Annotated in this window: 21 protein-coding genes and 4 tRNA genes; 24 read left to right on the forward strand and 1 reads right to left on the reverse strand. The window is 37.6% G+C overall.

Going from position 1 to position 20,159, the window contains the following annotated elements; translation table 11 throughout:
• Window positions 1-2: 2 nt before the first annotated feature.
• The 6 genes from ACLJX0_RS04770 to ACLJX0_RS04795 all read left to right on the forward strand — a co-directional run bounded on the left by ACLJX0_RS04770 (window position 3) and on the right by ACLJX0_RS04795 (window position 7,358).
• Window positions 3-1,448 (forward strand): SusD/RagB family nutrient-binding outer membrane lipoprotein, encoded by a 1,446-nt coding sequence (locus tag ACLJX0_RS04770; protein ID WP_410878928.1) that lies wholly within the window; start codon window positions 3-5, stop codon window positions 1,446-1,448.
• Window positions 1,449-1,632: 184 nt separating this feature from the next.
• Window positions 1,633-3,600 (forward strand): putative porin, encoded by a 1,968-nt coding sequence (locus ACLJX0_RS04775; RefSeq protein ID WP_410878930.1) that lies wholly within the window; start codon window positions 1,633-1,635, stop codon window positions 3,598-3,600.
• 102 nt (window positions 3,601-3,702) lie between these two features.
• Window positions 3,703-4,992 carry a DUF2851 family protein gene (locus ACLJX0_RS04780; protein ID WP_410878932.1) on the forward strand — a complete coding sequence of 430 codons (1,290 nt, stop codon included), beginning with the start codon at window positions 3,703-3,705 and terminating at the stop codon, window positions 4,990-4,992.
• Window positions 4,993-5,020: 28 nt separating this feature from the next.
• Window positions 5,021-5,242, forward strand: coding sequence for a PspC domain-containing protein (locus tag ACLJX0_RS04785; RefSeq protein WP_410878934.1), 222 nt, complete (start codon window positions 5,021-5,023; stop codon window positions 5,240-5,242).
• A 56-nt stretch (window positions 5,243-5,298) separates the two neighbouring features.
• A complete protein-coding gene (locus tag ACLJX0_RS04790; protein WP_410878936.1) occupies window positions 5,299-6,204 on the forward strand; it encodes a ComEA family DNA-binding protein in 906 nt (301 codons plus the stop codon).
• Window positions 6,205-6,215: 11 nt separating this feature from the next.
• Window positions 6,216-7,358, forward strand: a complete 1,143-nt coding sequence (locus tag ACLJX0_RS04795; RefSeq protein WP_410878938.1) for an acyl-CoA dehydrogenase family protein — start codon at window positions 6,216-6,218, stop codon at window positions 7,356-7,358.
• A gap of 197 nt (window positions 7,359-7,555) precedes the next feature.
• Here ACLJX0_RS04795 and ACLJX0_RS04800 read toward each other — a convergent pair whose 3' ends face one another.
• Entirely contained in the window at window positions 7,556-8,737 is a 1,182-nt protein-coding gene (locus tag ACLJX0_RS04800; RefSeq protein ID WP_410878940.1) for a dicarboxylate/amino acid:cation symporter, read from the reverse strand.
• 225 nt (window positions 8,738-8,962) lie between these two features.
• Between ACLJX0_RS04800 and ACLJX0_RS04805 the strand changes: the two genes are divergently transcribed.
• The 18 genes from ACLJX0_RS04805 (at window position 8,963) to rplL (ending at window position 20,043) form a co-directional block, all read left to right on the forward strand.
• On the forward strand, window positions 8,963-11,092 hold the full coding sequence (locus tag ACLJX0_RS04805) for a TonB-dependent receptor (protein ID WP_410878942.1): 2,130 nt from the start codon (window positions 8,963-8,965) through the stop codon (window positions 11,090-11,092).
• Window positions 11,093-11,187: 95 nt separating this feature from the next.
• Complete coding sequence (locus tag ACLJX0_RS04810; protein WP_410878944.1) at window positions 11,188-11,811, forward strand: hypothetical protein; 624 nt, start codon at window positions 11,188-11,190, stop codon at window positions 11,809-11,811.
• A 54-nt stretch (window positions 11,812-11,865) separates the two neighbouring features.
• On the forward strand, window positions 11,866-12,951 hold the full coding sequence (locus ACLJX0_RS04815; RefSeq protein ID WP_410878946.1) for a sensor histidine kinase: 1,086 nt from the start codon (window positions 11,866-11,868) through the stop codon (window positions 12,949-12,951).
• On the forward strand, window positions 12,948-13,691 hold the full coding sequence (locus tag ACLJX0_RS04820) for a LytR/AlgR family response regulator transcription factor (RefSeq protein ID WP_410878947.1): 744 nt from the start codon (window positions 12,948-12,950) through the stop codon (window positions 13,689-13,691). Before ACLJX0_RS04815 ends, ACLJX0_RS04820 begins: the two co-directional genes overlap by 4 nt.
• A gap of 176 nt (window positions 13,692-13,867) precedes the next feature.
• The gene (rpsU, locus tag ACLJX0_RS04825) at window positions 13,868-14,062 is read left to right on the forward strand and encodes a 30S ribosomal protein S21 (protein WP_002987575.1); all 195 of its coding nucleotides are present in this window, start codon (window positions 13,868-13,870) and stop codon (window positions 14,060-14,062) included.
• A 68-nt stretch (window positions 14,063-14,130) separates the two neighbouring features.
• Window positions 14,131-15,030 (forward strand): tyrosine-type recombinase/integrase, encoded by a 900-nt coding sequence (locus ACLJX0_RS04830; RefSeq protein WP_410878949.1) that lies wholly within the window; start codon window positions 14,131-14,133, stop codon window positions 15,028-15,030.
• A gap of 21 nt (window positions 15,031-15,051) precedes the next feature.
• Window positions 15,052-15,351 carry a ribosome hibernation-promoting factor, HPF/YfiA family gene (gene hpf, locus ACLJX0_RS04835; RefSeq protein ID WP_410878951.1) on the forward strand — a complete coding sequence of 100 codons (300 nt, stop codon included), beginning with the start codon at window positions 15,052-15,054 and terminating at the stop codon, window positions 15,349-15,351.
• Window positions 15,352-15,444: 93 nt separating this feature from the next.
• A tRNA-Thr gene (locus ACLJX0_RS04840) sits at window positions 15,445-15,518 on the forward strand.
• Window positions 15,519-15,548: 30 nt separating this feature from the next.
• Window positions 15,549-15,629, forward strand: a tRNA-Tyr gene (locus tag ACLJX0_RS04845).
• Between the two features lie 23 nt (window positions 15,630-15,652).
• Window positions 15,653-15,724: transfer RNA gene (locus ACLJX0_RS04850), tRNA-Thr, on the forward strand.
• A 58-nt stretch (window positions 15,725-15,782) separates the two neighbouring features.
• Window positions 15,783-16,970 (forward strand): elongation factor Tu, encoded by a 1,188-nt coding sequence (gene tuf, locus ACLJX0_RS04855; RefSeq protein ID WP_410878953.1) that lies wholly within the window; start codon window positions 15,783-15,785, stop codon window positions 16,968-16,970.
• Window positions 16,971-17,027: 57 nt separating this feature from the next.
• Window positions 17,028-17,098, forward strand: a tRNA-Trp gene (locus ACLJX0_RS04860).
• Between the two features lie 15 nt (window positions 17,099-17,113).
• Complete coding sequence (gene secE / locus ACLJX0_RS04865) at window positions 17,114-17,311, forward strand: preprotein translocase subunit SecE (RefSeq protein ID WP_002987570.1); 198 nt, start codon at window positions 17,114-17,116, stop codon at window positions 17,309-17,311.
• A 12-nt stretch (window positions 17,312-17,323) separates the two neighbouring features.
• On the forward strand, window positions 17,324-17,878 hold the full coding sequence (nusG, locus tag ACLJX0_RS04870) for a transcription termination/antitermination protein NusG (RefSeq protein ID WP_410878955.1): 555 nt from the start codon (window positions 17,324-17,326) through the stop codon (window positions 17,876-17,878).
• A 54-nt stretch (window positions 17,879-17,932) separates the two neighbouring features.
• The gene (gene rplK / locus ACLJX0_RS04875) at window positions 17,933-18,370 is read left to right on the forward strand and encodes a 50S ribosomal protein L11 (protein ID WP_410878957.1); all 438 of its coding nucleotides are present in this window, start codon (window positions 17,933-17,935) and stop codon (window positions 18,368-18,370) included.
• Between the two features lie 18 nt (window positions 18,371-18,388).
• A complete protein-coding gene (gene rplA / locus ACLJX0_RS04880; protein WP_002987567.1) occupies window positions 18,389-19,078 on the forward strand; it encodes a 50S ribosomal protein L1 in 690 nt (229 codons plus the stop codon).
• A 22-nt stretch (window positions 19,079-19,100) separates the two neighbouring features.
• On the forward strand, window positions 19,101-19,589 hold the full coding sequence (rplJ, locus tag ACLJX0_RS04885; RefSeq protein WP_410878959.1) for a 50S ribosomal protein L10: 489 nt from the start codon (window positions 19,101-19,103) through the stop codon (window positions 19,587-19,589).
• An 85-nt stretch (window positions 19,590-19,674) separates the two neighbouring features.
• Window positions 19,675-20,043 carry a 50S ribosomal protein L7/L12 gene (rplL, locus tag ACLJX0_RS04890; RefSeq protein WP_410878961.1) on the forward strand — a complete coding sequence of 123 codons (369 nt, stop codon included), beginning with the start codon at window positions 19,675-19,677 and terminating at the stop codon, window positions 20,041-20,043.
• The last annotated feature ends 116 nt before the right edge of the window (window positions 20,044-20,159 follow it).

Consider the following 20,159-nt stretch of genomic DNA (forward strand, 5'->3'; position numbering starts at 1 on the left):
AAATGAAAAGAATAAAATATATTTTAGCAAGCATGGTCATAGGGGCTTTGGCTTTGCAATCGTGTTCGGAAGATAAAATGGACGATATCAACAAGAACAAGAATAATCCTGAATTCATGGAGTCTAAGTACATTATTACGGAAGTAATGGTGAGTACGGGATTTTCTGTGACAGGATCGGATTTGGCCTTTTATGCGTCTGTTTATACGGAATTGTTAGGAGGTGGACATAATCAGATGTATAAGGCTCAAGAAAGAATGGGGGAACCTATCTTAAGTACAACTTATAATAATTCGTGGAATTCAATTTACCGTAACTTAAGAGGGTTAACTACTATTGAGAAAAAGTGCTCGGAAGGTGGAGAAGAAGCTGGTAACTATCATACATTGGGCATTGCTCAAATTTTAAAAGCTTATAATTTAGGTGTTTTGACCGATTTGTTTGGTGACGTACCCTATTCAGAAGCATTAAATCCGATTTTAAATCCACAAGCCAAATTGGATAAACAAGAAGATATATACAAGGCTATATTTAAATTATTGGATGATGCAATTGTAAATCTAGATAAGGAATCGGAATTTGATGCTTTAGGTAAGCAAGATATCATTTATGGGGGATCTGATGATAGCGTAGGATTTTGGAAAAGTGCTGCTTACGGATTGAAGGCAAGATATTTAATGCATTTATCGGCTGTTTCTCCTGATTATCAGGCTGTTATTGATAATGTAAATGAGTCATTTAGAGGAGTAAATGAAGATTTCTATTTTAGAAATGCTAACGTAGTATATCCATTTTATGCATTTCGTGCTGCTAGATCAGGATTGTTCTCATCTAAGACCTATTATGATATAATGCAAGGGTTAGATTCAAACGATCCCCGTTTAGAAGATTATTTTGTTAAAAAAGGAGGACAAGTTGTATTATTAGATCATTCTCAACAAACTTTAGAATCACAAGATACTTATTCTCTTTCAGGATTAAGTATTGGAGGAATGAATGATGCTAATGCCGTATACTTAATGAGTTACCATGAATTGTTGTTTTTGAAAGCAGAAGCACAAGCGCGTATAGGTGACCCAGCAGCTGTTTCTACCTTGCAAGAAGCTGTTGAAGCTGGATTAAATAAGCATCAATATTATACTTATGGTAGTTACAATCGCGTAATTCCAACAGATTTAACCGGACCAGCCTTATTAAAGCGCATTGCACAAGAGAAATACCTATCTGCTTTTGAGGTAGAAAGTATTGAAATGTACAATGACATCCGTAGATGGAAAGCAATGGGTGAAGAGTTGATTGAATTGAAACACAAAGATCCAGCAAAATTCCCGAAACGCTTTGCGTACGGAAACTCTGATGTATCGAATAACCCACACGTAAGAGCAGCTTACGGTGATGGAAATTATGTGTATACTGAGAATGTTTGGTGGGCTGGTGGAACAAGATAATTTGTGAAATCATTCCTGTAAAATAGAAAAGGCCATCTTCGGATGGCTTTTTTTATTCCCTTAAATTAGCACAGGATCACTATTATAATAAAAATAAAATTACCTTTGCTTAAATTTAGATTTTATGCGAAAGTGTCTTTACTTGGTGTTGTGTTTAATAAGTTTAGTATCATACGGACAAGGTATGGTGAAAAAGGTTAATTTAAATCAACAAAGTCAAAGTAATAATTTAAATTACGGCAATCAGAATAATTTTGGTGATCCAAATAACCGAAACATCGAGCAAGAAAATAAAGAACCGAGAAGTTTAAGAGAAAAGGTAAAGAAGGATTCTATTGCTCCCATGAAGGATTATAAGATTATTAGTATCCTTCGTGATACGGTGGCTGTAGATACTGCTTTGACTTTGAAAAGCTACTACAAGTTCAATTATTTGCGCAAAGATAATTTCGGATTGTTGCCCTTTGCTAATGAAGGGCAAACTTATGCGACGCTAAAATACACCCAAAAAGAAAACCAAGTACTCCCAGGATTTGGATTTGATGCCAAACATTTCAACTACCTAAAAGCGGAGGATATTATGTATCATTCCAGCCCAACACCGCGTACAGAATTGTATTATAAAAGTGTGATGAAACAAGGACAAAGTTTAGATGCTTTTATTACACTGAATACCAGTGAGCATTTAAATTTGTTCGTGGCGTATAAAGGAATGCGTTCGCTTGGAAAATACATGAGTCAGTTGTCTTCTACGGGAAACTTCCGTATTGGTGGTAGTTATTATTCGCCAAATAAACGCTATGTGTTATTCACCCATTTTGTTGCACAAGATATCCTCAATCAAGAAAATGGTGGAATTACCGATTTAGATTTGTTCGAAACCAGTGAGAAACCCTATAATAAACGCGAGCGTTTGAATGTTTATTTCCGCGATGGAGAATCTCTCTTAAAAGGAAAACGCTTGTTTGTACACCACGAATACCAGTTAAATAGTTCATTGGCTAATGGATTGTTATTGACTCATGAATTTACCTATGAAGATAAGTTCTTCGAATATGATCAGAAGGATTTAAATAGTACCTATACCCAAAAAGATCGTTTTGGTTCAGCATTTCAATCGTCCATTTCCAATAAAACAAAGTACTATACCCTTTCCAACAAAGTAGGAGCAGCCTTTCAATCGGGACTTTTAGGACGTGTGGAAGTGTATGCGGATTTTTATAAGTACAACTATCAATACAATAGCGTAGCCAATATTAATGGAGGGTTTATTCCTAATCTACTAGAAAAGAACATGACGCTCGTTGGAGGAAAGTATACCTACAAAAAGGAACATTGGAAAGCCTTTTTATTGCTTTATAATTCTTTAGGAAGTGATAATACGAGTAATATCCAAGCAAATATCGATTATGCTTTAGCAGAAAACATCGGACTACAAGGAGGATATCAAAAGTTGAGCCGCATGGGGAACTTAAGTTACTATTTGTATCAAAGTGATTACTTGCATTACAATTGGAACAATAGTTTCAACAACGAAAAAATTAATCAATTTGATGCAACACTGACAACCCCTTGGGTAACGCTAGAAGGAAGTTATCAAGTGATTAAAGATAAATTGTATTTCTCCAATGATAATCCCGTCTATGATGATTTTGGTATCGCAAAGCAGTTGTTAGTTACGCCAAAACAGTATGGTAAGACCATCAACTTTTTATCCCTTCAGGCCTCGAAAGAAATTAAGTTCGGAAGATTTGGATTGGATAATACCATTTTATATCAAGAAGTGGATCAAGAAGATCACATCCTGAATGTTCCAAAGTTACTCACGCGTAATACCCTCTATTACAAAGGAGCTTTATTTGATAAAGCGCTGAAGTTTCAAACGGGAATTACTTTTACCTATTTCAGCAAATTCTATGGGAATGATTACAACCCTGTAATTGGTGATTTCTATGTACAAGACAAAGTGAAAATTGGAGACTATCCGATGTTTGATTTCTTTATTGATATGAAAGTGCGTACCGCGCGAATTTATTTTATCTTAGAGCATTTCAATAGTAGTATGTCGGGATATAATTACTATACCGCACCCAATTATCCGTATAAAGATTTTACGTTTCGATTTGGTTTAGTTTGGAATTTCTTTAGTTAAATATAAAGCAAGGTTGATCAATAGGTCAACCTTTTTTTGTTGCTGTTTCTTCTTTGGAGAGATTTTTGTTAATGTATAGCTACACCAACAAAAAACGAAATAATGAAGGAAGCTTTTGTACAATATGTTTGGGAGAAACAATTGTTTACCACGCCTTTCTTGCAGACCTTACAAAAGCAAGAAATTAAAGTGATACACCCTGGTCAATGGTCCACTTTAGCAGGACCTGATTTTTTTAATGCGCAACTTGCGCTCGATGGACAAGTCTGGGCAGGGAATATCGAGGTACACCTGCAATCATCCGATTGGTATCGGCATAATCATGAACGGGATGCAAGATATGATAATGTCATTTTACATGTCGTTTGGGAATATGATACCCCTGTGTTTAATCTCCGAGGAGAAGAAGTACCGACTTTGGTTGTGGCGCAGTATGTTCAGCCGAGCTTACTCCATCGAACCGAGCAACTTTTTGCTCCCAAGACCACGATTAATTGTCAGACCTTACTTTGTGATAGTCTGTCTCCCACTGCATGGTATAAATGGAAAGAAACGTTGTATATCGAACGTCTCGAAGAAAAGGCAGTGGAGATACAAAAACTCCTAGAAGCAACAACGGGTGATTGGAATCAGGTGTTAGTAGCGCTGTTAGCTAAGAGTTTTGGATTGAACATTAATGGAGAAGCATTTTTTTCTATTGGTAAAGCATTGCCCATTCAAATTTTGCGAAGAGAAGGCGGAGAATTGCTCAATATTGAAGCCTTGTTTTTTGGAATGGCTGGATTCCTGAATGAACCGCAACATAAAATACCCGATCGTTATTATTGGGATTTAGTACAACGTTGGGGTTTTTATCAACAGAAGTATCAATTGCAACAACGGGCGATCCAAGAATTGCATTTTTTTAAGCTTCGACCAACGAATTTCCCTACTATTCGCTTGGCACAATTGGCTGCGTGGTTTTATCATCACCAATACCAATTGTCGGACTTGCTCCATACCCAAGAGGTAAGTCAATTAAAAGCACTCCTCCAAACTACAGTTAGTGAATATTGGCAAACGCATTATACCTTCGGAAAAGAAGGTAAACGCAGCGCAAAAAAGTTGTCAGATGCTTTTCGAGAACTTGTATTGCTCAATACCCTTATTCCCATACAATATGTATTTGCTGGTCATCAAGGAAGAGTAGAGGACATCGAGCAAATTATCGAAATGAGTACGAAACTCAAGGCTGAATCCAATGCCATTACAGCCTTATTTCAAAAAGAGGGTGTGTATTTGGTGCATGCTTTTGATTCTCAGGCATTCCTTCAATTGAATAAAAAGTATTGTGTGTGGAATAAATGTTTGTCTTGTGCCGTAGGTATGGCAATTTTAAATAAAAAGAACTAACTTTGTATTACTACAAATAAGGGAAGAAATGATTAATAATTTGCGTTATTTTTTTGAAAAACACGGGTTTAAAGTATCCACTCGTTTAGGAGATCGCTTGGGGATTCGTGTAACCAATATTCGCCTCTTTTTTATCTACCTTTCTTTTTTTACCCTAGGATTAGCTTTTGCCCTTTATTTAACCTTAGCTTTTGTTGTGCGATTAAAAGATTTAGTCTATACCAAACGAAGCTCTGTGTTTGACTTATAACGAAGGGAACGGTATTTTCCTCTTTGTGAAGTAATACACATCGCTCTGTATGATGTATGAAATGGAAAAACAATTTTTATCATTGGTATTACTATACCCAATCGCAAAAGCGTGGTTTTATTGCGTTGATTCTTGTTGTATGTGTGGTACAAGGATTATTGTATCTGTGTTATTATCGATATCCTGACACGAGAAAGGAGTACACCCTAACAAGTGAGGAACAAAAATTTATCCAACGAGAATTAGACAGCTTGCGTATACTTGCTACCCGAAAGAAGGATACGATTTATCCCTTTAACCCCAATTACCTGACAGATTACAAAGGATTCATGCTTGAACTAAGTATGGAAGCACTGGATCGTTTATTTGCCTATCGTGAGGCGAAGCGCTATGTCAACTCAACGCAGGCATTTCAAGAAGTTACAGGAGTTTCGGAAGCTTGGATGCAAAAGTATGGTCGGTTTATGGTATTTTCAAGTCGATCTACACCATATAGGCAGCAGAATAAAGATCTGAATCGACCACCTTCAGTCAAAGCTAGAGAAGTGAAATCAAAACCAATCCAAGATATTAATACGGCAACCGTTGAAGGGCTGCAAGGGATTTATGGTATCGGTCCGACCTTATCCCAACGTATTTTGGATGATCGAGATAAATGGGGCGGTTATGTGCATATCGATCAGTTGAAGTTTGTATATGGCTTGTCCGATGCAGTTATTATCACGCTGTTACAGCACTATGCCGTTTTATCGCCTCCTTCAGTTCAGCTGTTAGACCTCAATCAAGCGACTGTTGACGATTTGAAAAATATACCGTATTTGAACTATTATCTCGCAAGAGAGATTGTTAAATATAGAAGTTTACATGGAGATTTCGTTAATAAAGAGCAATTAAGAGAAATTGAAAAAATTCCCCTTGACAAGATTCACATAATTAGTTTATATTTGGAAATTAGGAATTAAATTAAACAACCATGAATTTTGAATACAATGAAACTCAAGCAATGATTGCTGAGTCTATTAGAGATTTTGCAGAACAAAATATTCGTCCATACATTATGGAATGGGATGAAGCACAGATTTTTCCAGTTGATTTATTTAAAAAATTAGGAGAAATGGGGTATATGGGTGTGCTTGTACCAGAAGAATACGGAGGATCAGGATTGAACTACCATGAATATATTACCATTGTAGAAGAAATATCAAAAGTAGATTCGTCTATTGGTTTATCAGTTGCAGCTCATAATTCATTATGTACAAATCACATCTTGACATTCGGTAACGAGGAACAAAAGAAAAAATGGTTGCCAAAATTAGCTACTGCAGAGTGGATTGGTGCTTGGGGATTAACCGAACACAATACAGGATCGGATGCGGGTGGAATGAGTACTACAGCAGTAAAAGACGGAGATCATTGGGTATTGAATGGAGCAAAAAACTTCATTACACATGCAATTTCTGGAAATGTTGCCGTTGTTATTGCTCGTACTGGAGAAAAAGGAGATTCACGTGGAATGACTGCGTTCGTTATTGAAAAAGGAACACCAGGATTTGCTAGTGGTAAAAAAGAAAACAAATTGGGAATGCGCGCTTCTGAAACAGCAGAATTGATTTTTGATAACTGTCGTGTGCCAGATGCTAACCGTTTAGGAGAAGTTGGAGAAGGATTCATCCAAGCGATGAAAGTATTGGATGGTGGACGTATCTCTATCGGAGCTTTGTCTTTAGGTATTGCAAAAGGAGCTTATGAAGCTGCCTTAAAATATTCAAAAGAAAGAGTACAGTTCGGAAAACCAATTAGTGATTTCCAAGCAATTGGATTCAAACTAGCTGATATGGCCACAGAAATCGAAGCATCAGAATTGTTATTACACAAAGCAGCTTTCTTGAAAAACAACAATAAACCAATGACCAAAATTGGAGCTATGGCAAAAATGTATGCGTCAGAAGTTTGTGTAAAAGTTTCAACAGATGCTATTCAAATCCACGGGGGATACGGATATACGAAAGATTTTCCAGTAGAAAAGTTCTTCCGTGATTCAAAATTATGTACCATTGGAGAAGGGACAACAGAGATTCAAAAATTAGTAATCTCTCGTCAAATTTTAAAAGACTAAATGTATTCTTTATCAAGATAAGTAAAGCCAACCAAGAGGTTGGCTTTTTTATTTAGAAGAAGTTTATGAGATTCGTTTTTTCTAATTCAAACATTCTTTTTAAATTAGGTCTTATCGGCCATCCCTCAAAAAAAAATCATTGTAAAAACTATCTTTCAAAAGCCAAAAGCCAAAAGTCAAAAAGACAAAGCGACGCATCACGCATCACCCATTTCTCTTTTCTCTTTTCCCTTTCCATATCGAGTCACCATTAAACTCAACGCACCATCTCCTGTTATGTTACAGGCTGTACCAAAGCTGTCTTGTAGGGCGAAAATAGTCAAGGTTAAGGCAATTCCAGCATCATCAAACCCTAATACTGAGGAGATAATCCCTAAAGAAGCCATCACCGTTCCTCCTGGGACACCCGGCGCACCAATAGCAAAGATGCCGAGGAGGAGCACAAACAAGATCATAGTGCCTAAATCGGGTATGGATCCATAAAGCACTAGTGATACCGTCATAACAAAGAAAACTTCCGTTAATACCGAACCGCAAAGGTGGATATTCGAAAAGAAGGGAATCGTGAAGTTTGTAATTTCAGGTTTCAAGATTTTGCTTTTATGTGCAGATTGGAGCGCTACACCTAATGTTGCTGCAGAAGACATTGTTCCGATAGCAGTCAGATAAGCAGGTGGATAATGCTTGATTACTTCCCATGGGTTTTGTTTGGCATAGAGTCCGGCAAGAAGATAGAGCACTCCTAACCACACAAAATGGGCGACAATGACAATCGCAATGACGGTAATAAATACAGGAAGTTGCGATTGGATGGAGCCTTCATAGCTCAATAGCGCAAAGTTAGCCATGATATAAAACGGTAAGATGGGAATCAATACTTTGTTCACGAGTAACAACACAATATTCTTAAATGATTCAAAAGCTTGCGCTAATGGTTTAGATTCTGTCCACAAAATACCAATACCTATCATTAAGGCAAGCGTCAGTGCAGTCATCACACTAAAAACGGGAGGGATATCGAGTTTAAACAATAAGGCAGGTAGTTCATTTAAGTCCGCTACATTATTTTCTATGTGCAAATGAGGTATAATAGAATATCCTAATGCACTGCTGAAAAAACCAGCTCCTATGCTTGACAAATAGGCAATGAGAATAGAAAAACCAATAATTTTGGTTTGTTTCTTGTCTAATTGAGCAATGGAGGAAACCACAAATCCTAAAATAATTAGAGGAACCAAGAATAAAATAATTTGACCAAGAATATGTCGGACAGATAAAAAGACTTGTAAGAAGCTTGGAGACAGATAAGGACCAATCAGTAAGCCCACAACTACTCCTAAAAGTAGTTTGATCATTGTATTGTTCATGTATTTAATCATTTTGTTTTATCATTATAATTATTGGATTTCATACGTTAAATATAGTGGGAGTAACTAGGATATATGCAGTATAGCAATGAAAATACCATATTCGTGGTAGGATAAAGATAGATCAGAAAAAGGGGGATGATACCGTTCGAACATAGAAAGTAACAAGTCGCGCATCTTTTGTTGATGCTGTTGTGTTTACGCCTTAGGTTTGCTGCTATATAATACAATCGCGAAATGAAAATAGGATTCAGTTGGTTCTTCTTTTTCTTTGTGGGACTCGTACAGGCGCAACAGATTACGTTATCTGGTACCGTGGTAAGTAAGAAAAATAAACCCATAGAAAATGTTAACATTTATCTAGAGGACAGCTTTGATGGTGCTTTATCTGACGCAAGAGGGCATTTTTCTTTTGTTGTGCAGGATACAGTTGTACAAGGGGTTTTAAAATTTACACATCCACAGTTTGATGAGGTATCCCTACCAATTGATACTAAAGAGGACTGGGAAAGCCGTATGGTTCTCAGTCCTCGAACAGATGCAATGCAGGAAATCGTAATTCGAACCAAAGGTAAAGCTAAATTCGAGCGCGCAGAAAGCATTGGGTTTACAGCGATGGATGTGGTGAGTACTGCAGGTAGTCCTGGGAATATTATAGGGGTTTTAAGCACGCTACCGGGAGCTCAAGTGGCAGGAGAAGATGGTAGACTCATGATTCGTGGAGGACGACCCGAAGAAAGTGGTATTGTGGTTAACGGAATCAAAGTTTTTCAGCCGTATACCGCCTCGATGGGAAATATACCCGTTCGCGCTAAGTTTTCTCCTTTCCTGTTTCGAGGAATGTCCTTTTCAGCGGGTGGATATAGTGCGGAGTTTGGCGATGCCTTATCGGGTATTTTACAACTAGATACCTCGAATGATATAGATCCTTCTCGTCAAGACTTTTCTATTTCTACAGTAGGAGGAAGTGCCGCTCAAACGTATCAATGGGGAAAGAGTTCGCTATCGTATAACTTGAGTTATCTCAATCTTGGGGCTTATACCGTTTTGGTAAAACAACGCTATACAACGAGAAAACCCTTTGCTACGCTCGCAGGAGAAATGCAGTATAAAAGAGAAACACCCCGCGGAGGATATAAGTTGTACGCAGCGGTTGATCGAACCTCAATGAAGTATGAACAGGAAATTCGCCCTAGTAATCGTGTAGATACACTAGAACTAAAATCAGATAACCTTTATTTGAACAGTTTGTATTTTGCCAAGCTATCGTCCTATTTGAAATTGGAACTAGGTACAGGAATTGGATATTCGAAGTACAAAGGAGATCAGAATGAAAAGCAAAGGCGCAATACAAGTTGGGATTGGGTTCAAAAAGTCAAGCTATCATATCAATGGAATGGGCAGTTGCGATCAGTTGTTGGTGTGGATTTTCAATTTTTACAGCTGGATCTTGTACAACGTGCAGCTGTAAATGTGCTCCCGTGGAAAGAAGAGACAACCCAATGGGCCTTCTTTTTAGAAAATAATTGGAAGATGTCTCCCGTTTTTACCCTAAGGGTCGGTACGAGAATCACGAAGTATTCAATAGCGTCGGATTGGAACGTAGAACCGCGGACGCTGTTAACCTATCAACCGAATCTCAATCACAGTATATCTTTTGCTTATGGGGTATTCAATCAAAAAGTAGGATTAGAATCAACTGTGTTGCAAGAAAAAGAAACACCCATGCAAGCCCAGCACTGGGTGGGAAATTATACGTATACCTTTAAAAAGCATCAACTACGGGCGGAAGTGTTTTATAAAACCTATGACAAATTATTGCTTACTCCCTTAGATCAACAGCGAAACCATACACAAAATGGAAAAGGATACGCCAGAGGATTAGATCTATTTTGGAAGAATAATTCCCTTCGAAACGTTCAGTTTTGGGTGACCTATACCTATACAGATTCACAGCGAAAAGAAAGTTATTGGGAGCAATGGATGCAACCCGCTTATGTGGTGAAAAACAGTTTAGTGGTTGTGGGAAAACATTGGTTCGAGCCTTGGAAATCCCAAGTAAGCCTGACGTATCATTACAGCTCACCCCGTACGTTCCACGATGTTTATGCTACTAATACAATAACCTATCAATCAAGTCCAGTGCATAATCTGAGTCTCAGCTGGGCATATGTGTTTCACACACAAAAGATAGTCTACTTAGCTATAGACAATCTTTTGGGAAGAGATCCTGTTTATGCCTATCAATTTACTGCGCCTCAGGCATCACCTGATGTAGTTCGTGGCTCGGCTAAGCGTTTTATTTATGTCGGATTTATGTGGACGCTGAGTGCAGATAAAAAGTCCAATCAGCTCGATAACCTATAACCACCGTTAATGTTAGAAATACTACCGTTCATACCCTTTATTTTGAAACTTTGTTTATCATCTTGTAGTTTTAAATTATTTAATATACAGTTATCATGAAAAAAATAATGCTTTTACTTCTGTGTAGCTATAGTTTGTTTAGCTCGGCACAAACCAAATACGAAATGGGCATGCAAAAAGCCCTACAGCAATGGCAAAGTGGAGAATCCAAAGAAGCAGTTGCTTTACTCGAACGCATTGCAGCGTCGGAACCAGACAATTGGATTCCAGTGTATTATAAAGTTTTTATCCAAATCACAACAGGGATGAATAACCCCTATGGAGAGGAGGTCGAGGAAAAAATCAACCAAAATCGCCTATTGATTGAACAATGGTTGAATCAAGGTGGGGCAGAATGGTATGTGTTAAAGGGTATGAATGAAACCTTAGAACTGATGACCGACCCAATGAATAAGGGAATGACACAAAGTTCAATCATCACCCAAGCCTATGAAAAGGCGAGGGCGTTAAATCCGAAAAATCCAAGAGCGCTTTATGCTTTGGCAAGTTTTAAGTTGAACAGTGCCGCGTTTATGAAAATAGATCAGGCTAAGTACTGTGCCATGTTACAGCAGGCATTGGATTTATTTGAACAACAAGAAACCCCGTTGCCTTTTTATCCTTCCTGGGGAAAAGATTGGGCCATTAAAACAAAAGAACATTGTGGAGAACTCCAATAAAATGATTTTTTATATTTTCGTGTATAGTTGTAAATTGTCTAAAAAAGAAGAACTATGATTGTAAATTGGTACCGCCATTTGGTCTTGGCTGTTAGTTTGGGTATACTAATTAGCCTTGCTATATCGTACTATTCTTTTTATGACAGTGCACTGTCCTTGGGTGAAATACTCGTAAATCCTCAATTTGTAAAGAATACATTTTTCTCCTTTGTACTTTCCTTACTTATTTATGCTTCTAATGTCTTGATGAGCCTCGTGGTAAGTGGAGCGTTAAATAAACGAGAAAGGAAAACAGGAGTTGTACTCAGCCAACGATTGCGTAATACGCTTTATTTTTTTTCTGGAATTATAACTTCTATCGTAACGTATTATCTATTTTTAGGATTGCTGTTACAGTTGTTTTTTAATCTTCCCTTTGCTGATTTCTGGCAAGGCAATCACTTTCGTTTGGGGAATTTTCTAGGAGTAGTTTTGGTTAGTGTTTTTATTTTACTCCTAGTATTTGCTTTTGCTTATCACGATCAGTTGAGAATCTTAGAATTGAAAAATAAAGAGATGGAAATTACGTTGCAGAAAAATCAAATTGAACGCATGAAGGAACAGCTATCTCCTCATTTTTTGTTCAATAATCTCAATGTGTTGATTAGTACCATTCAGGAAGATGCTGTCAAGGCTGAACAGTTTGCGCGATCCTTTTCAAAAATTTACCGCTACGTCTTAGAACGATTGGATGCTACGTCAAGTACCTTGGCAGATGAATTGAAATTTAGCCAAGATTATGTTTATCTCTTGAATGTCCGTTATGACAATGCCATTAACTTTCATTTGGCAGAAGAAGTCTATGAGTATTCAAATGTTTTAATTCCCACATTGAGTTTACAACTTTTATTAGAAAATGTAGTCAAACACAACAGCATTCCATCTGAAGGGAAAATTAGCATCGCCTTGTGTATTGTCGATGGAGGACTGAAGGTATGGAATGAGAAGTACACCAAACCTAAACAGGAGTACACCTCGGAATTGGGGCTCAAAAATTTGTCGAGCCGCTGCCAAGTGTTGATGCAACAAGAGATTCGAATCGAAGAAACAGCTAGGGAATTTAGTGTGATTATCCCCTTACCTCAAAATGAAAAAGGATGAATATAGTTGTCATAGAAGATGAAAAGCCTGCTGCTCGACTGTTGGTGCGTGAGTTGAATAAACTGGGGTTTTCCGTTACTTGTGTGTTGTACTCCGTTAGTGAGGCCATACCGTGGTTGATGCAAAACGAACATCCAGATTTAATTGTAGCGGATATTCAGCTCGCAGATGGATTATCACTTGAGATATTTGAGCAAGTAGAAGTGAATAGTGCATTGATTTTTGTCACAAGCTTCGATCACTATGCCATTAAAGCGTTTAAGTTAAACAGTATTGATTATCTCTTGAAACCCATAGAGTCGACAGAGTTAATACAAGCTATTGAAAAGTACAAGAATCAGCAGCGCAACATGGAGCAAAAAGTACAAGCGATACGCGCGACTATGGGAGGAACCTCTTATGTTAAACGCTTCATGATAAAAGTGGGAATGCAGATTAAAATGATCTTGGTGGATGAGGTGGTTTGTTTTTATAAAGAAGACCGCGGAGTATATCTGGTGACAACAGAGGGAAGAATTCACTTAATAGAAGAGAACTCCATCGAAGCGGTTTTGAAGCTTGTAAATCCTTTGACCTTTTTTAGAGTCAATCGGCATCAGTTGGTTTCGATTGATTATATTGAGCAAATAACCCAGTTTAGTACGTCGCGTTTAAAGATAAGCGTAAAGAATTACAAAGAAGAAGTAATCGTCAGTCGAGAACGCGTGAGTGAATTTAAAAAGTGGTTGGGAACCAATTAAGATAGGGCAGAAGTGTAAACCCACTTACATGCACTTGTTCGCTTGTGTAAATTGGGGTTCAATAGGATACAAAAAAGTAAATACAACGCGTTAAAATAAAAAAAGTAATTTTTCATGGTGTTGTGTAAAAAAAGTTTTACTTTTGCATCACCAAATGAGAGGAGGTGTATGAAAACATGTTGATCATTCCAATTAAAGACGGAGAAAATATTGATAGAGCACTAAAGCGCTACAAAAGAAAATTTGACAGAACAGGTACGTTACGTCAATTAAGATCTCGTCAACACTTTACAAAACCATCAGTTTTGAAAAGAGATAAGATGCAAAAAGCAGAGTATATCCAACACTTAAGAGATTCAGTAGAAATCTAGACTTAAACGATGGATTAAAGTATAAGACCGTTGTAATAAAGTAGTATCTTTGTTACAACGGTTTTTTTATGGATAAAAATGTAGCGAAATTTCTGGAATACTTAGAAAAGGAAAAGAATTATTCTTTCCATACGATTGAAGCGTACCAACGGGATATTGCTTCTTTTTTGGTTTTTATGACAGAAGTAGAACTGGAATATCTCACGATTAAATACGAGGGCGTGCGTCAGTGGATTGTCGCTTTGATGGAGGGGGGGATTAGCAAGCGATCCATTAATCGAAAAATAAGTGCGCTCAAAGCATTTTATAAATTCTTACTGAAAGTAGGAGAGGTGAAGGTAAGCCCGTTACAACAGCACAAGACGCTGAAAGTAGAGAAGAAGCTTCAGTTGCCTTTTTCAGTGGAGGAAGTAGATGCGGTGCGTTTTGCTTTGGAAGGGCAAGAAGGTTTTGATGCTTTACGCGATTTGGTGATTGTTGAGATGCTGTATTGCTTGGGGTTGCGTAGAAGTGAGTTGTGTGGGGTGCAAGTAGGGGATGTTGATTTTTATACGCGCATGATTCGCATTACGGGAAAAGGAAACAAAGTACGTTATGTTCCCATGATTGATCATTTGCTTGTACTTTTAAAGCGCTATGGTACAGCACGTGAGAATGTTTTAAAGGATGTTGAAAAAATTAACTATTTTTTAATAGACAGCAAGGGTGCTAAAGTTGATGAAATATTTGTTTATCGAACGATTAATTTATATTTTAGTAAGACAACAACAAAGGAGAAAAATAGTCCGCATATGTTGAGGCATGCTTTTGCTACGCACCTCTTAGAAAATGGGGCGGATATCAACTCAATCAAGGAGTTGATGGGGCATCAAAGTCTAGCTTCAACAGAGGTATATGCTCATGTTAATTTGAAAGAACTGAAAGAGACTTACCTGAAGACACATCCTCGGTTGAAGAAAAAAAAATAGAAACCTTAAAAACAGAAAGTTATGAAAGTAAACATTCAAGCCGTTAATTTTAACGTAGATCGTAAGTTAGTAGATTTTGTCAACGAAAGAATGCTGAAAGTAGGTAAGTTTTACGATAAAGTGATTTCTGTTGATGTATTTTTGAAAGTAGAAAATACCAATGAGAAAGAAAATAAAACAGTTGAGGTTAAAGTGTTGGTTCCAGGGGATGATATTGTAGCGAAAAAAACATGTAAAACATTTGAAGAGGGGGTGGACTTGGGAGCTGATGCAGTAGAACGCATGGTTGTGAAGTACAAAGAGAAAATGAAAGCACATTAATACAAAAAAATCAGTAAATTGTTTTTTTTAATCAATAAAATATATACATTTGCAGTCCGTTAGAAATAGCGGACTTTTTCTATTGAGCAAAATGCCGGTGTAGCTCAGTTGGCTAGAGCAGCTGATTTGTAATCAGCAGGTCGTGGGTTCGAGTCCCTCCATCGGCTCAAAGAAAAAGATACAAACACAAGGTTTGAGGGGAGATACTCAAGCGGCCAACGAGGACGGACTGTAAATCCGTTGGGAAACCTTCGCAGGTTCGAATCCTGCTCTCCCCACGACTAAATATAAAAATGCATAAGCCGGTGTAGCTCAGGGGTAGAGTGCTTCCTTGGTAAGGAAGAGGTCACGGGTTCAAATCCCGTCATTGGCTCAGGTTTTTTTATTATATTTGAACACTAATTATATAACTAAGATTAAATTATTAGATCATGGCAAAGGAAACTTTTGATCGTTCGAAACCGCACTTAAACATCGGTACTATCGGACACGTTGACCACGGTAAAACTACTACTACTGCTGCTATTACTAAAGTTTTAGCTGACGCAGGATTCTCAGAAGCTCGTTCATTTGATTCAATTGATAATGCTCCAGAAGAAAAAGAGCGTGGTATTACAATTAATACTTCTCACGTAGAGTACCAAACTAAAAACCGTCACTATGCACACGTTGACTGTCCAGGTCACGCGGATTACGTGAAAAACATGGTTACTGGTGCTGCTCAAATGGATGGTGCTATCTTAGTAGTTGCTGCTACTGATGGACCAATGCCACAAACTCGTGAGCACATCTTATTAGGACGCCAAGTAGGTATTCCTAGAATTGTTGTTTTCTTAAACAAAGTTGACTTAGTAGATGACGCTGAGTTGTTAGAGCTTGTTGAAATGGAAGTTAGAGATTTATTATCTTTCTACCAATACGACGGTGATAATGGACCAGTAGTTCAAGGTTCTGCTTTAGGAGCTTTAAACGGAGAGCAAAAATGGGTAGATGCATTATTGCAATTAATGGATGAAGTTGATGCTTGGATCGAAGAGCCAGTACGTGACAACGAAAAACCATTCTTAATGCCAGTTGAAGACGTATTTACAATTACAGGTCGTGGTACTGTTGCTACAGGACGTATCGAAACTGGAGTTGCTAATACAGGAGATGCTGTTGAAATCATCGGTATGGGAGCTGACAAATTAACTTCTACTATTACAGGAGTTGAGATGTTCCGTAAAATCTTAGACCGTGGTGAGGCTGGAGATAACGTAGGTTTATTATTGAGAGGTATTGACAAAACTGATATCCGTCGTGGTATGGTTATTTGTAAGCCAGGTTCAGTAAAACCACACGCTAAATTCAAAGCTGAGGTTTATATCTTGAAAAAAGAAGAAGGTGGACGTCACACTCCATTCCATAACAACTACCGTCCTCAATTCTACGTTCGTACAACTGACGTAACTGGAACAATCCAATTGCCAGAAGGAACTGAGATGGTAATGCCTGGGGATAACTTAACGATTACTGTTGAGTTATTAAGCCCAATCGCTTTATCAGTAGGTTTACGTTTCGCTATCCGTGAAGGTGGTAGAACAGTAGGTGCTGGTCAGGTAACTGAAATTATTGACTAATTTATTAGTATAAATACATTTTTAAAGTCAGCGGGTCACCGCTGACTTTTATAACAAACGGGTGTAGTTCAAGGGTAGAATAGCGGTCTCCAAAACCGTTGATGGGGGTTCGAATCCCTCCACCCGTGCAAAAACAATATAACATGGCAAAGGTATTTAATTACATATCAGAAGCTTTTACAGAACTTAAATCAAATGTAACTTGGTCGCCTTGGGCAGAAGTGCAAAAGTATACTATCGTAATTGCAATCTTCGCAATTGTGTTAGCACTTGCTACGTGGGGTGTAGATAGTTTGTTTGGAGACCTGTTAGGGAAGTTTTATAATTGGATAAGATCATAAGGAGAAAATATTATGGCTGATACAAATGTCAAAAAATGGTATGTGGTTCGTGCGGTAAGTGGACAAGAGAATAAAGTGAAGAATTATATCGAAACTGAGATTTCTCGTTTGGGGTTGTCAGATTATCTTTCACAAGTTTTAGTGCCAACTGAAAAAGTGGTAACTGAAGATAAGAATGGTAAGAAGAAAACAACAGAACGTGTCTATTTTCCAGGCTATGTGATGATTGAGGCTAACTTGACAGGAGAGGTTCCACATGCTATTAAATCGATAACAGGTGTTATCGGATTCTTAGGAGAAACAAGAGGGGGAGATCCCGTTCCTTTAAGAGAATCAGAAGTAAATCGCATGTTAGGAAAAGTCGATGAATTGGCTGTGAAAGTTGATTCAGGTGCAATTCCTTATGAAGTTGGTGAGTCAGTAAAAGTGACTGATGGTCCATTTAAAGGATTCGATGCAACCATCGAAAACATAAATGAAGATAAGCGTAAGCTAGAGGTGATGGTGAAGATTTTTGGAAGAAAGACACCTTTGGAATTAGGCTTTACACAAGTAGAAAAAATATAATGTTACATAGACGCATCTTTGCTTCCAAAAGAGATGTGCTAAATTTTTTTAGAAATGGCAAAAGAAATTAGTAAAGTAGTTAAACTACAAGTTAAGGGAGGTGCTGCGAATCCTTCGCCACCGGTTGGACCTGCTTTGGGGGCTGCTGGAGTTAATATCATGGAGTTCTGTAAGCAATTTAATGCTAGAACACAAGATAAACCCGGTAAAGTTTTACCAGTACAAATTACTGTGTACAAAGACAAATCATTTGAATTTGTTGTTAAAACGCCACCTGCTGCTGTTCAATTATTAGAGGCTGCAAAAGCAAAATCTGGATCTGGAGAGCCTAATAGAAAAAAAGTAGCTAGCGTAACTTGGGAACAAGTTCGTGCTATCGCAGAAGACAAAATGCCGGATTTAAACGCATTTACTGTTGAATCAGCGATGTCAATGATTGCGGGTACTGCAAGATCTATGGGTATATCAGTAACAGGAACAGCTCCTTTTTAATTGTAAAAGAAAAAAGAAATGGCAAAATTAACAAAAAAGCAAAAGGAAGCTGCTGCTAAAATTGAGAAAGGTAGATTTTATTCTTTGAAAGAAGGGTCTGCTTTAATTAAAGAAGTTGCTTCTGCAAAATTTGACGAATCTGTTGATATCGCTGTACGTTTGGGTGTAGATCCACGTAAAGCAAATCAAATGGTGCGTGGGGTAGTAACTTTACCACACGGAACTGGAAAAGATGTTAGAGTGTTAGCATTAGTTACTCCGGATAAAGAAGCTGAAGCTACAGCTGCTGGGGCTGACTATGTTGGATTAGATGAGTACCTACAAAAAATTAAAGACGGTTGGACAGATGTTGATGTAATCATCACTATGCCTGCTGTTATGGGGAAATTAGGGCCATTAGGACGTATTTTAGGTCCTAGAGGATTAATGCCTAACCCTAAAACTGGTACTGTAACTATGGACGTAGCGAAAGCAGTTCAAGAAGTGAAAGCTGGTAAAATCGATTTTAAAGTTGATAAAACGGGAATCGTTCACGCAGGTATTGGAAAAGTATCATTTAGTGCTGATATGATTCAAGAGAACGCAGCTGAATTGATTCAAACATTAATCAAATTAAAACCAACAGCAGCTAAAGGTACGTATGTTAAGTCTATTCATATATCTAGTACTATGAGCCCTGCTATTGCTTTAGATCCTAAAGCAGTATAATTGGTAGAAAAAATTTTTACGTATGACTAGAGAACAAAAAGCAGTAGCGATAGAAGAAATTAAAGGACAATTAGCTGAGGCTAATATCTTTTATATTGCTGATATTTCAGGATTAAATGCAGAGGTTACAACAAACTTGAGAAGAGCTTGTAATAAAGCTGGAATCAAAGTTGAAGTAGTTAAGAATACGTTGCTTGCTAAAGCAATGGAAGCTTCTGATAGAAACTATGAAGATTTAGCTTCAGTTTTAAAAGGGAACAGTGCTCTTTTTATTTCGGACGTGGCTAACGGACCGGCTAAAATCATCAAAGATTTTAGAAAGAAAAGCGATAAACCTGCATTAAAAGGAGCGTATATTAACGAAGAGGTTTATATCGGTGATAACCAATTAGACGCGTTAGTAGCAATTAAATCGAAAGAGGAAGTTATTGGAGAAATCATCGGATTACTACAATCACCAGCTCAAAGAGTTATCTCAGCTCTACAAAATCAATTCAAAGACGAAGAATAAAAAACGATTCTTGTGTTTGAATGTTCCATAAACGAACGCACATTAATAAATTATATTTTTACAAATCATTTAAACGATAGAAAAAATGGCAGATTTGAAACAATTCGCAGAACAATTAGTTAACTTAACAGTAAAAGAAGTTAACGAATTAGCAACTATATTAAAAGACGAATACGGAATTGAGCCTGCAGCTGCTGCTGTAGTTGTAGCTGGTGGTGGAGACGCTGGAGCTGCTGAAGAGCAAACTGAATTCACTGTAGTATTAAAAGAAGCTGGTGCTTCTAAATTAGCAGTAGTTAAAGCAGTTAAAGAATTAACTGGTTTAGGTCTTAAAGAAGCTAAAGATATGGTTGACTCTGTTCCTGCAAACATCAAAGAAGGTGTTACAAAAGATGAGGCTGAAGGTCTTAAAAAAGCATTGGAAGAAGCTGGAGCTGTTGTTGAGCTTAAATAAGCTTTTTAACCAAAATATTTTAGGTTTAGGTCTTGGGAGCAATCCCAAAGGCCTAAACCATTTTGCGTATAAAGTGATTTGTGCGTAAATCTTATTAAATTATAAACAAAATTTAT

Source organism: Myroides sp. DW712 (assembly GCF_046557355.1).
GTDB lineage: Bacteria > Bacteroidota > Bacteroidia > Flavobacteriales > Flavobacteriaceae > Flavobacterium.